The 12,198-nt window shown below is 61.0% G+C and carries 10 protein-coding genes; 5 read left to right on the forward strand and 5 right to left on the reverse strand.

Annotation, left to right across the window (positions count from 1 at the left end; genetic code table 11):
• Nucleotides 1-142: 142 nt before the first annotated feature.
• From cysN to HX805_RS18115, 3 genes are all read right to left on the reverse strand, one after another.
• On the reverse strand, nt 143-2,041 hold the full coding sequence (gene cysN / locus HX805_RS18105) for a sulfate adenylyltransferase subunit CysN (RefSeq protein ID WP_008432291.1): 1,899 nt from the start codon (nt 2,039-2,041) through the stop codon (nt 143-145).
• A 9-nt stretch (nt 2,042-2,050) separates the two neighbouring features.
• Entirely contained in the window at nt 2,051-2,968 is a 918-nt protein-coding gene (gene cysD / locus HX805_RS18110; RefSeq protein WP_003208447.1) for a sulfate adenylyltransferase subunit CysD, read from the reverse strand.
• Between the two features lie 256 nt (nt 2,969-3,224).
• Nucleotides 3,225-3,983, reverse strand: coding sequence for a Nif3-like dinuclear metal center hexameric protein (locus HX805_RS18115; RefSeq protein WP_003208444.1), 759 nt, complete (start codon nt 3,981-3,983; stop codon nt 3,225-3,227).
• A 103-nt stretch (nt 3,984-4,086) separates the two neighbouring features.
• On the opposite strand from HX805_RS18115, the gene algW reads away from it, so the two are divergent.
• The 3 genes from algW (at nt 4,087) to HX805_RS18130 (ending at nt 8,193) form a co-directional block, all read left to right on the forward strand.
• Nucleotides 4,087-5,241 carry a Do family serine endopeptidase AlgW gene (algW, locus tag HX805_RS18120; RefSeq protein WP_003208442.1) on the forward strand — a complete coding sequence of 385 codons (1,155 nt, stop codon included), beginning with the start codon at nt 4,087-4,089 and terminating at the stop codon, nt 5,239-5,241.
• A gap of 108 nt (nt 5,242-5,349) precedes the next feature.
• Nucleotides 5,350-7,461: a TonB-dependent siderophore receptor gene (locus tag HX805_RS18125; RefSeq protein WP_177117141.1), complete on the forward strand. Its 2,112-nt coding sequence runs from the start codon at nt 5,350-5,352 to the stop codon at nt 7,459-7,461.
• Nucleotides 7,462-7,473: 12 nt separating this feature from the next.
• Nucleotides 7,474-8,193: a DUF4198 domain-containing protein gene (locus tag HX805_RS18130; RefSeq protein WP_177117142.1), complete on the forward strand. Its 720-nt coding sequence runs from the start codon at nt 7,474-7,476 to the stop codon at nt 8,191-8,193.
• A gap of 548 nt (nt 8,194-8,741) precedes the next feature.
• Here HX805_RS18130 and hemH read toward each other — a convergent pair.
• Both hemH and HX805_RS18140 read right to left on the reverse strand, forming a co-directional pair.
• Nucleotides 8,742-9,767 carry a ferrochelatase gene (gene hemH / locus HX805_RS18135; protein ID WP_177117143.1) on the reverse strand — a complete coding sequence of 342 codons (1,026 nt, stop codon included), beginning with the start codon at nt 9,765-9,767 and terminating at the stop codon, nt 8,742-8,744.
• Between the two features lie 14 nt (nt 9,768-9,781).
• Nucleotides 9,782-10,681 carry a TIGR01777 family oxidoreductase gene (locus tag HX805_RS18140; protein WP_177117144.1) on the reverse strand — a complete coding sequence of 300 codons (900 nt, stop codon included), beginning with the start codon at nt 10,679-10,681 and terminating at the stop codon, nt 9,782-9,784.
• 209 nt (nt 10,682-10,890) lie between these two features.
• On the opposite strand from HX805_RS18140, the gene HX805_RS18145 reads away from it, so the two are divergent.
• Nucleotides 10,891-11,877: an NAD(P)/FAD-dependent oxidoreductase gene (locus tag HX805_RS18145; protein ID WP_003208434.1), complete on the forward strand. Its 987-nt coding sequence runs from the start codon at nt 10,891-10,893 to the stop codon at nt 11,875-11,877.
• Nucleotides 11,874-12,089 carry a TIGR02450 family Trp-rich protein gene (locus HX805_RS18150; RefSeq protein ID WP_003208432.1) on the forward strand — a complete coding sequence of 72 codons (216 nt, stop codon included), beginning with the start codon at nt 11,874-11,876 and terminating at the stop codon, nt 12,087-12,089. Before HX805_RS18145 ends, HX805_RS18150 begins: the two co-directional genes overlap by 4 nt.
• The last annotated feature ends 109 nt before the right edge of the window (nt 12,090-12,198 follow it).

A 12,198-nucleotide genomic window follows, 5' to 3' on the forward strand; every position in this document is an offset into this window, starting at 1 on the left:
GAATGCGGTGTGCCAACCTATACATGTGGCGGCTGACACTCTGCTTTCGCGAGCAAGCCCGCTCCCACATTTGACCGAGTTGTTTCCAAGGCCCCATAAAAAAAGCCCGCCAACATGGCGGGCTTTTTTGCGCGCGTGAAGCTTAGATCGCGCCGCGCTGGCGCAGCAGCTCCAGCACTTGCTTGACGCTGTCTTCCAGCGACAACGCCTGGGTGTCGATCACCAGGTCCGCATTCAACGGTACGTCATACGGGAACGACTCACCCGGGATGTTATCGCCGCCCGCCGCGTACAAACCTTGCGGATCACGCTCGGCACACACCAGCGGCGAAGCCTGCACGTACACAGTCAGCAAACGATCACCGCCGATCAGCGCCTTGGCCTGTTCACGCCCTTCAGCATCCGGGGCAACAAACGCCGCCAACGTCAGCAAGCCGGCTTCGTTGAACTGACGCGCCACGTGCGCGGCACGACGCCAGTTCTCGGTACGCCCGGCACGGTCCTGCGGCAAGCCCTTGTTCAGGTCGTGGCGCAGGTTCTGGCCGTCCAGCACAAACACCGCACGGCCCATGTCGAACAGCTTGCGTTCAACCGCGTAGGCCAGGGTGCTTTTGCCGGCGCCCGACAAGCCGCTGAACAACACGGTCGCCGGTTGCTGGCCGAAGCGCTGGGCGCGTTCTTCGGTGGCCACGTGAGCCAGTTTGCCGTGCTGCGCCGCGCTGCCATGGGTCACCGGCGGCGCGATGATCATGCCCGCAGCCACGGTGCCGTTGGTCAAACGGTCGATGACGATGAACGAACCGGTGGTGCGGTTGCTCGCGTAACCGTCCAGGGCGATGACCGTGTCGAGGCTGACCTTGACCCGGCCAATCTCGTTCAACTGCAAGGCGCTCGCCGGGCCTTCTTCCAGGGTGTTCACATCCACGCGATGCACAATGCTGGTGATAGAACCCGGCACGTAGCTGGTGGCGCGCTTGATGTCGTATTTCTTGCCCGGCAGCATCGGTTCTTCAGCCATCCACACCAGCATGGCGTCGAAAGCGTCGGTCACTTGCGGCACGTTGTCGGCATGCACCAGCAGGTCGCCACGGGAGATGTCGATTTCGTCTTCCATGGTCAGGGTCACGGCCTGGCCGGGACCTGCGTTTTCCAGTTCACCTTCAAAGGTGACGATGGATTTGACGCGGCTGCTCTTGCCCGACGGCAGCACCACAACTTCGTCGCCCTTGTGCACGATGCCGCTGGCCAGGGTGCCGGCAAAACCACGGAAGTTCAGGTTCGGACGGTTGACGTACTGCACCGGGAAACGCAGGTCGGTGTAGTTGCGGTCGTTGGCGATCTCGACGGTCTCGAGGATCTCCATCAGCGACTGGCCGGTGTACCAGGGCGAACGCTCGCTCTTGTTCACCACGTTGTCGCCCTTGAGCGCCGACATCGGCACGAAGGCCAGGGTGCTCGGCTTGAACGCGATACCGTCGGCAAACTTCAGGTAATCAGCCTTGATCGACTCGAATACGCTTTGGTCAAAGCCATTGATGTCCATCTTGTTGACGGCCACCACGATGTGCTTGATGCCCAGCAACGAGGCGATGAAGCTGTGGCGACGGGTCTGGGTCTGCACGCCGTAGCGGGCGTCGATCAGGATGATCGCCAGGTCACAGGTGGAGGCACCGGTGGCCATGTTGCGGGTGTACTGCTCATGGCCGGGGGTGTCGGCGATGATGAATTTGCGCTTGGCGGTGGAGAAGTAGCGGTAGGCAACGTCGATGGTGATGCCCTGCTCACGCTCGGCCTGCAGGCCGTCGACCAGCAACGCCAGGTCGATGTCGTCACCGGTGGTGCCGGATTTCTTCGAATCGCGGGTGATGGCTTCCAGGTGATCCTCGTAGATCATCTTGGAGTCGTGCAGCAGGCGCCCGATCAGGGTGCTCTTGCCGTCGTCGACGTTGCCACAGGTCAGGAAGCGCAACATTTCCTTGCGCTCGTGCTGGCCCAGGTAGGCGAGGATGTCCTCGCTGATCAAATCAGATTGATGCGACATGACAGCCCCTTAGAAATAGCCTTGACGTTTTTTATCTTCCATCGAGCCGGCACCATCGTGGTCGATGACACGGCCCTGGCGCTCGGAAGTTCGCGTCAGGAGCATTTCCTGAATGATGTCCGTCAGCGTCTCGGCTTCGGACTCCACCGCGCCCGTCAACGGGTAGCAGCCAAGGGTACGGAAACGTACTTTCTTTTTGACGATTCGGGCTTTGTCTTCGTCGGACAGGTGCTCGAGGATGCGGTCGTCGTCGATCATGATCAACGTGCCGTTCTTCTCGATCACTTCGCGTTCGGCGGCGAAGTACAGTGGGACAATCGGGATGCCTTCCAGGTAGATGTACTGCCAGATATCCAGCTCGGTCCAGTTGGACAGCGGGAACACACGGATCGACTCGCCTTTGTTGACGTTGCCGTTGTAGACGTTCCACAGCTCCGGGCGCTGGTTTTTCGGGTCCCAGCGGTGCTTGCTGTCGCGGAACGAGTACACGCGCTCTTTGGCACGGGATTTCTCTTCATCGCGACGGGCACCGCCGAATGCAGCATCGAAACCATACTTGTCGAGCGCCTGTTTCAGGCCCTCGGTCTTCATGATGTCAGTGTGCTTGGCGCTGCCGTGGGTGAACGGGTTGATGCCCTGCGCCACACCGTCCGGGTTGACGTGAGTGATCAACTCAAGACCAAGCTCTTCGACCATCTTGTCGCGGAACTTGTACATCTCCTGGAATTTCCAGCGGGTGTCGACGTGCATCACCGGAAACGGCAGCTTGCCCGGAAAAAAGGCCTTGCGTGCCAGGTGCAGCATCACGGCGGAGTCTTTACCGATCGAGTAGAGCATCACCGGGTTATCGAACTCGGCGGCGACCTCGCGGATGATGTGGATGCTTTCCGCCTCCAGCTGTTTCAGATGCGTCAGTTTGTCGACCATGGTTACTCACGGAAAAACGATCTTATGGACGGCCAGCGGGCCGTGTTCGAGCGGGGCATGCTAGCACAGCGCCTGATTCTATTGAGGGGGCTGGCTAGATCGAAACGGTATATCAATATACCGCTGGGTTTGGCTCGACTCGATCAAATGTGGGAGCGGGCTTGCTCGCGAATGCGGTGTGTCAGTCAATGCATATGGCGACTGATGCACCGCATTCGCGAGCAAGCCCGCTCCCACATGTGTCCGGTGGTGTTCGTTAGATCGGGTTTGGGCAATCGATGAAGAGGTGTTCGAGGGCGAAGCGTCGCGCCAGGTAATCACCCAACGCCTGTACACCATACCGCTCGGTGGCATGGTGCCCGGCCGCGATAAAGCTGATGTCGTTTTCCCGGGCGCTGTGGAAGGTCTGCTCCGAGGCTTCGCCGCTCAGGTACAGGTCAACCCCGGCAAGCACCGCCTGGTCGATATAGCCCTGGCCACCACCGGTGCACCAGCCCACGCGGCGGATCATCTCGCTGCCTTCGATCAGCAGCGGCTCGCGGCCCATGGCTTCCTGCACGCGGCGGGCAAAATCACGGGGCGACGCCGGCTCGGCCAGGGAGCCCACCAGGCCGACGACCTTGAGGTTGTCCGGGTCCAGCGGGCCTTCGACGGTGATGTCCAGTTGCCGGGCCAGTTGCACGTTGTTGCCGACCTCAGGGTGCAGGTCCAGCGGCAAGTGATAGGCCAGCAGGCTGATGTCGTGCTTGAGCAGGGTTTTCAGGCGGCGCTGCTTCATGCCGGTGATGCACGGGCTTTCGCCTTTCCAGAAATAACCGTGGTGCACCAGCACCAGGTCGGCCTGGGCTTCGACCGCCGCGTCCAGCAATGCCTGGCTGGCGGTCACGCCGCTGACGATGCGCAGCACTTGCGGTCGGCCCTCGACCTGCAGGCCGTTGGGGCAGTAATCGGCGATTTTGGCACTATTAAGGTAGCGGTCCGCTTCCTCGACTAAGGTGCTCAGGGCAACGGCCATAAAAGACTCCTAAATATCCCGTTCAGAGGCGCTCACGGCCTCGTATAATGCGCGACATTATGGGCGCTCTCCCGCCCCCTGCAACCTGTCAGGATTTTTCTTCATGCTCAAGGCACTGCGTTTTTTTGGATGGCCATTGTTGGCTGGCGTGCTGATCGCGATGCTGATTATTCAGCGTTATCCACAACTGGTCGGCCTGCCGACCCTTGATGTCAACCTGCAACAGGCACCGCAAACCAGCGCGGTGGTACAAGGCCCGGTGACTTACGCCGATGCGGTGGTGATCGCCGCCCCCGCCGTAGTCAACCTGTACACCACCAAGGTCATCAACAAACCGGCGCACCCGCTGTTTGAAGACCCACAGTTTCGTCGCTATTTCGGCGACAACTCGCCCAAGCAGCGGCGCATGGAATCCAGCCTCGGCTCCGGTGTGATCATGAGCCCGGAAGGCTACATCCTCACCAACAACCACGTGACCACCGGCGCCGACCAGATTGTGGTGGCCCTGCGTGATGGCCGGGAAACCCTGGCCCGCGTGGTCGGCAGCGACCCGGAAACCGACCTCGCGGTGCTGAAAATCGATTTGAAAGGCCTGCCCTCGATCACCATCGGGCGCTCCGAAGGGCTGCGCGTAGGTGACGTGGCGCTGGCCATCGGCAACCCGTTCGGCGTCGGCCAGACCGTGACCATGGGCATCATCAGCGCCACCGGGCGTAACCAGTTGGGCCTCAACAGCTACGAAGACTTCATCCAGACCGACGCGGCGATCAACCCGGGCAACTCCGGCGGCGCGCTGGTGGATGCCAACGGCAACCTGACCGGCATCAACACCGCGATCTTCTCCAAGTCCGGCGGCTCCCAAGGCATCGGTTTCGCGATTCCGGTGAAGCTGGCCACTGAAGTGATGAAGTCGATCATCGAGCATGGCCAGGTGATTCGTGGCTGGCTGGGGATTGAAGTCCAGCCGCTGACCAAGGAACTGGCCGAGTCGTTTGGCCTGACCGGGCGCCCTGGCATCGTGGTCGCCGGGATCTTCCGCGACGGCCCGGCGCAGAAAGCCGGCCTGCAACTGGGGGATGTGATCCTCAGCATCGACGGCGAGCCGGCCGGAGATGGTCGCAAGTCGATGAACCAGGTGGCGCGGATCAAACCCACCGACAAGGTGGCGATCCAGGTGATGCGCAATGGCAAGGAAATCAAGCTGTCGGCTGAAATCGGCCTGCGTCCGCCGCCTGCACCGGTGAAAGAAGAGGAATAACGGCTTCGGGAGCCCGTTCGCGGGCTCCTGTTACCTAATATTTCAAAAGAAATTCATTCTCATTAGTCATGTTATATTGTTTCAATATCGCTATTGGAACGCTCTATCATGCCGTCTCGAAGATTTGCCCCGCTGGCGGGAATCGCCCTGGGTTTGCTGGTGGACCCGGCCTACGCCGAAGACACCGCGACAATTGAACTGGAAGCCACCCGCATCACCAGCGAGGCGTACGAATCAGCCACCGGCCCGGTCAAGGGCTATCGCGCCACCCGCTCCGCCAGCGCCACAAAAACCGACACCGCCTTGCGGGATATCCCACAGTCCATCAGCGTGATTCCCGCTTCGGTACTCAACGACCTGGGCAGCACCAACGTCGAGCGTGCCCTTGAGTTTGCCGGCGGCGTGTCCAAACAGAACAACTTCGGCGGCCTGACGCTCTACGAATACAGCGTTCGCGGCTTCACCACGTCAGAGTTTTACGTGGACGGTTTCAGCGCCAACCGCGGTTACCCGAGCACGCCGGACGCGGCGAATATCGAGCGCATCGAGGTGCTCAAGGGCCCCGCCGCCAGCCTGTATGGCCGTGGTGACCCAGGCGGCACGGTGAATATCGTCAGCAAAAAGCCGCAGCCCGAGGCCTTCACCACACTGCAGACCAGCGCCGGCAGTTGGGACCGCTACCGCACCGCGCTGGACGTGAACACGCCGCTGGACAGCGAGGGCAACGTGTTATCGCGGGTCAACCTGGCGGTGGAAGACAACCACAGCTTCCGCGACCACGTTGAGGCCAGGCGGGTCTTCGTCGCGCCCTCCATCAGTTGGCAACTGGACCCGGACACCCGCCTGCTGGTGGAAAGTGAATTCGTGCGTCACCGCTCCACTTTCGACCGCGGCATCGTCGCGCCCAACAACCGCTGGAGCGGCGTCTCCCGCTCGACCTTTCTCGGCGAGCCCGACGACGGCGATATCCGCAACCACAACAACCGCCTGCAAGCCAGCCTCGAGCATCACCTCAACGATACCTGGCAACTGCGCCTGGCCAGCCATTACAAACAAGGCAGCCTGTGGGGCAACGCCTCGGAAAACCGCGCGCTGGATGCCGATGGCCACACCCTCAGCCGTCGCTACCGCGAGCGCTCCACCGGTTGGCATGACAGCATCACCCAGCTCGAACTGCGCGGTCGGTTCGACATCGGCAGTTGGCAGCACGAATTGCTGATCGGCACCGAGTACGAGGACTACCGCAAGAAAGAACGGGTGACCGCCATCGCCGGCGGCGATTACGCCATCGACATCTATGACCCGGTCTATGGCCAGCCCAAACCGAACGGCAAGCGCTCCGGCACTGACTTTTTCGAACAGGTGAAAAGCCAGGCGCTGAACCTGCAGGACCAGATCATCTTCACCGACCGCCTGCGCGGGATGATCGGCGCGCGGTTCGAACACTTCGAGCAGCGCACCGACGACTTCAGCCGCAACCATGCCAAAAGCCGGCAGACCCACGACGCCCTGACCCAACGCGCCGGCTTGCTCTACCAACTGACGCCTGAAGTGGGCCTGTTCGCCAACGCCTCCACCTCGTTCAAACCCAACAATGGCCTGGACGCCGGCGGCAAATCCTTCAAGCCGGAAGAAGGCGTGGGGTATGAAATCGGGATCAAGAGCGAGCTGTTCGACGACCGCCTGAGCACCACCCTCGCCGCCTTCCATATCGAGAAAGAAAATGTCCTGGCCCTGGACCCGGCTACCGACACACAGCGCGCCATGGGCAAGGCCCGCAGCCAGGGTTTTGACCTGCAACTGACCGGCCAGGTGACTGCCGCCGTACGGGTGATCGGCGCCTTTGCCTACATCGACGCCGAAGTGACCAAAGGCGACAAAGCCATCCCCACTGGCAGCCGGATTCTCGGCGTAGCCAAACGCAGCGCCAGCTTGCTCGGAGTGTATGAATTCCAGGACGGCTTGCTGCGCGGCTCCGACCTCGGCGCGGCCTTTACCTACGTCGGCGACCGCTCCGGCGAAGCCGGCAAAAGCTTTGAATTACCGGCCTACCACACCGTCGATTTACTGGCCCATTACAAGGCCAGCGACAACGTCACCGTGGGCCTGAACCTCAACAACCTGTTCGATGAAAAGTACTACGAGCGCTCCTACAGCAACTACTGGGTCAATCCCGGCGAGCCGCGCAACTTCACCGTCAGCCTGACCCTCAACCTGTAAAAGGACGTCACCATGCAAGCCTTCAAATCCCTGGCCGTGCTCGGCCTGCTGTTTGCCACCCAAGTCTCGGCCCACGGACTGTGGACCGAACAACGGCGCGGCAATATCGAAGTGATCTACGGCCACGGCGCCGAAGACAACGCGTTCAAGGCGCAGAAAATCAGCGGCGCCTGGGCTTATGACGCGGGCGGCAAAATGATCCCGGTGACCGTGGAACGTCTGCCCGACCATGCGCGCCTGAAGCCGCTCAAATCGCCGGCTGTATTGGCGGTCGCCCTGGATAACGGGATGTGGTCACAGACGCCTGACAAGAAGTGGATCAACGAGGGCCGCAGCAAGGTGCCGGGGGCGATTGAGTCGACCCAGACCTTCAAGTACAGCCTGGCGATCTACCAGCCGGGGGCGAAGGTGCCGAAGCTGGATCAGATCAAGCTACTGATCTTGCCAGAAGTTGATCCGCTGACGGTCGGCCCGGGTAAATCACTGCCGGTACGGGTGCTGCTGGATGGCAAGCCGGCGGCTGGGGTCAAGCTGATCGGAGACTATCGCAACGCACCGAACACCCTGAGCACCGAGACCGATAAAGACGGTCGCGCCCAGGTGCTGGTGAGAAATGAAGGATTGAATGTGATTGCGGCGCAGGTGGAAATCCCGCTCAAAGACAATGCTGATGTCGCGACTCGCGGACTGTTCAGTTCCCTGACTTTCCTGGGCGAGCCGCATCACGAGTAACCCCGCAAATCCAAAGTGGGCACAGTCAATGTGGGAGCGGGCTTGCTCGCGAAAGCGGTGTGTCAGTCGCCATCTTCATTAACTGACCCACCGTATTCGCGAGCAAGCCCGCTCCCACATTTAGTCCTCACTCGGCTTGATTACAGTGCAACCGGCGCTCTTTCCAGTTCCCTGAGCTTTCAGGGCGAGCCGCATCACGAGTAACCCCGCAAATCCAGAGTGGGCACAGTCAATGTGGGAGCGGGCTTGCTCGCGAAAGCGGTGTTTCAGTCGCTATCTTCATTAACTGACCCACCGTCTTCGCGAGCAAGCCCGCTCCCACATTTAGTCCTCACTCGGCTTGATTACAGTGCAACCGGCGCTCTTTCCAGTTCCCTGACCTTCCTGGGCGAGCCGCATCACGAGTAACACCGAAAATTCAGAGTGGGCACAGTCAATGTGGGAGCGGGCTTGCTCGCGAAAGCGGTGTGTCAGTCGCCATCTTCATTAACTGACCCACCGCCTTCGCGAGCAAGCCCGCTCCCACATTCAGTCCTCACTCGTCTTGATTACAGCGCGACCGGCGCTCTTTCACACAGGGTATTGAGCGCCGCCGCCCACTGCGGGTCATCGTTCAGGCACGGCACCAACACCAACTCCTCGCCCCCCGCCTCGCGGAATTGCTCCAGGCCGCGATCACCAATTTCCTCCAGTGTCTCGATGCAGTCCGCAACAAACGCCGGGCACATCACCAGCAGCTTCTTCACGCCCTGTTGAGCCAACGCTTCAAGGCGTGCCTCGGTGTACGGTTCGATCCACTTGGCCCGGCCCAGCCGCGACTGGAACGCCACCGACCATTTGCCATCCGGCAAGCCAAGGCGCTCGGCAAAATCCCGCGCAACGCTGAAACACTGCGCGCGATAGCACGTGGCAAGCACCTCGGGAGAGGCGTTCTGGCAGCAGTTGGCGTCCTTGAAGCAGTGTTGCCCGGTAGGGTCGAGCTTTTTCAGGTGGCGCTCGGGCAACCCATGAAAGCTCAGCAGGAGGTGATCGAAATCCGTTTCCACATAGGCTCTGGCGCTGTTGGCCAAGGCATCCAGGTACTCCGGTTCATCGTAGAACGGCTGCAGAATCGAAAACTCGATCGCCAGCTTTTTGTGCCGCACCACGCGCCGGGCCTCTTCGATTACCGTGGTCACGGTGCTGTCGGCAAACTGCGGGTACAACGGCGCCAGGGTCACTTTCTGGATGCCTTGGGACGCCAGCCGGGTCAGTACGCTTTCAATCGACGGCTCGCCATAGCGCATGGCCAACTCCACCGGCCCCTGGGTCCACTGTGCAGTCATCTGTTGTTGCAAGCGACGGCTAAGAACTACCAGCGGCGAGCCTTCGTCCCACCAGATCGAGGCGTAGGCATGGGCCGATTGCTCCGGGCGCTTGATCAGGATCAGCGACACCAGCAAACGCCGAACCGGCCATGGCAGGTCAATGACGTAAGGGTCCATCAGGAACTGATTGAGGTAGCTGCGCACATCCGCCACCGAAGTGGACGCCGGTGAACCCAGGTTGACCAGTAACAACGCGTGATCCGTCATGCAACATCCTATCTCTAGAGGCGGCTGGACAAGTCGTCCAGGGCCGCATGCAACTCAGTGAACTGGAAAGTGAAACCGGCCGCCAACAGCCGCTGCGGCAAAGCCCGCTGGCCACCCAGCAACAAACCGGACAACTCGCCCAGGCCGATACGCAAGGCAAACGCCGGCATGGGCATGAACGCCGGGCGGTGCAGCACCTTGCCCAGGGTCTTGGCGAACTCCAGGTTGCGTACCGGGTGTGGCGCGCAGGCATTATAAGGACCGCTGGCATCGGTCTTGTGCAGAAGAAAATCAATCAGGGCGATTTGATCCTTTATATGGACCCATGGCATCCACTGCCGACCATTGCCGATAGGCCCGCCCAGCGCCAGTTTGAACGGCAGCAACAGCCGCGACAAAAAGCCGCCCTCCGCCGCCAGCACCAGCCCGGTACGCACCAGCACCACGCGGATGCCCAATGCCTCGGCACGCTGGGCGGTTTCTTCCCAGGCAATGGAGAGCTGGCTGCCGAAATCGTCCTGCACCGGACCGCTGTCTTCGGTCAGCTCGCGCTCACCGCCGTCGCCGTACCAGCCCACCGCGGAACCGGAGATCAACACCGCCGGTTTGTGCTCAAGGTCCTCAAACCAGGCCAGCAGGGTTTCGGTGAGGCCGATACGGCTGCTCCACAACAGCGCCTTGCGTTTATGCGTCCAGGGCCGGTCGGCAATCGGCGCGCCGGCCAGGTTGACCACCGCGTCCACCGCCTCGTTTATGTCCTGCAGGCGGGCGACGCCACGCACCTGGGCGCCGCACAATTTAGCCACTTGTTCGGGATGGCGGCTCCAGACCGTGAGGCGATGGCCCTGGGCAAGCCAGTATTGGCAAAGTTGACGGCCGATCAAACCGGTACCGCCGGTCAGCAAAATGTGCATGAGTTGTTCCTCGTGTAACGTTCGCCGACCACCGTTAGTCTATTTTATAAACAGGGATGTTTTAATCGGGCGCAACGCTGGTTAAACCTTCAGGTTTAACCATAGGTCACGCCAAACGATCAGGTACGCCAAAACTTATACCAAAAAACAATATTGTACAGCTATTGGTGTCGGCGTAGTCTGTACCCAACGGTAAAACGAGGCCTCCCATGACTGTTCCCATCGCGATCATTGGCACCGGCATCGCCGGTCTCTCCGCCGCCCGAGCGTTGAAAGACGCGGGGCACGTTGTACAACTCTTCGATAAAAGCCGCGGCAGTGGCGGTCGCATGTCCAGCAAGCGCAGCGATGCGGGATCGCTGGACATGGGCGCACAGTACTTCACCGCCCGCGACCGGCGCTTCGTCAACGAGGTGCAACGCTGGCAGGCCAATGGTTGCGCCGAGCAATGGAAGCCACAGCTGTACAACTTCAAGTCCGGCCAACTGACGCCCTCCCCCGATGAACAGATCCGCTGGGTCGGCACGCCGCGCATGAGTGCGATCACCCGCGCCCTGCTCGATGACTTGCCGGTGCAGTTCGGTTGCCGCATCACCGAAGTGTTCCAGGGTAAACATCACTGGAACCTGCTGGACGCCGACGGCGAAAGCCACGGCCCGTTCAGCCACGTGATCATCGCCACCCCGGCGCCCCAGGCCACTGCCTTGCTGGCCGCTGCGCCCAAGCTGGCGAGTGTCGCCGCCGGGGTCAAGATGGACCCGACCTGGGCCATTGCCCTGGCCTTCGACAAGCCGCTGGATACGCCCATGGAAGGCTGCTTCGTCCAGGACAGCCCGCTGGACTGGCTGGCGCGCAACCGCAGCAAACCGGGGCGCGACACCACCCTCGACACCTGGGTTTTGCACGCCACCAGCACCTGGAGCAAGCAACACCTGGACCTGTCCAAGGAAGCCGTGATCGAACACCTGCACGGCGCCTTCGCCGAACTGCTGCACAGCGCCATGCCGGCGCCATCCTTCACCCTCGCCCACCGCTGGCTGTACGCGCGGCCGTCCACCAGCCATGAATTTGGCGTGCTGGCCGACGCCGACCTGGGCTTGTACGTGTGTGGCGACTGGTGCCTGTCGGGCCGCGTGGAAGGCGCGTGGCTCAGCGGCCAGGAGGCGGCGCGGCGGTTGATCGAGCACCTGCGATGAACCGCATCAATCCCGCCAAGTTGCTGCTGTCGAAGTGGACAGCAGCCCGCCCGCAGCACAAGGAAAAACATTTTCTGGTGACCAAACTGCTGCGTGATGACGAAGGCGATGTGCAGGAAATCGAGCTGGAAGCCGTGATGAGCCATCGCGTGCAGCGCCTGGCCTGGCAAACCCTGCAAAACGCCGAAGACTGGAAAATCGGCTGGAAATAGCCATTCCGCAAATACCTGTACAAATTATTTGACTTGTACAGCTTCAAACCTATGATGAGATTAAGTTGTACAGGAATTTAACCCTGTACAGGAATTTCATCGAGGTTTG

The sequence above is a fragment of the Pseudomonas sp. G5001 genome (assembly GCF_013385475.1).
GTDB lineage: Bacteria > Pseudomonadota > Gammaproteobacteria > Pseudomonadales > Pseudomonadaceae > Aquipseudomonas.

Bases quoted from the DNA above. Each gene is read 5' to 3' on its own strand.
- HX805_RS18115 (WP_003208444.1), bottom strand. From the start codon at position 3,983: ATGGCCGTTGCCCTGAGCACCTTAGTCGAGGAAGCGGACCGCTACCTT.
- hemH (WP_177117143.1), bottom strand. From the start codon at position 9,767: ATGACGGATCACGCGTTGTTACTGGTCAACCTGGGTTCACCGGCGTCC.
- cysD (WP_003208447.1), bottom strand. From the start codon at position 2,968: ATGGTCGACAAACTGACGCATCTGAAACAGCTGGAGGCGGAAAGCATC.
- cysN (WP_008432291.1), bottom strand. From the start codon at position 2,041: ATGTCGCATCAATCTGATTTGATCAGCGAGGACATCCTCGCCTACCTG.
- HX805_RS18130 (WP_177117142.1), top strand. From the start codon at position 7,474: ATGCAAGCCTTCAAATCCCTGGCCGTGCTCGGCCTGCTGTTTGCCACC.
- HX805_RS18140 (WP_177117144.1), bottom strand. From the start codon at position 10,681: ATGCACATTTTGCTGACCGGCGGTACCGGTTTGATCGGCCGTCAACTT.
- algW (WP_003208442.1), top strand. From the start codon at position 4,087: ATGCTCAAGGCACTGCGTTTTTTTGGATGGCCATTGTTGGCTGGCGTG.
- HX805_RS18145 (WP_003208434.1), top strand. From the start codon at position 10,891: ATGACTGTTCCCATCGCGATCATTGGCACCGGCATCGCCGGTCTCTCC.
- HX805_RS18125 (WP_177117141.1), top strand. From the start codon at position 5,350: ATGCCGTCTCGAAGATTTGCCCCGCTGGCGGGAATCGCCCTGGGTTTG.
- HX805_RS18150 (WP_003208432.1), top strand. From the start codon at position 11,874: ATGAACCGCATCAATCCCGCCAAGTTGCTGCTGTCGAAGTGGACAGCA.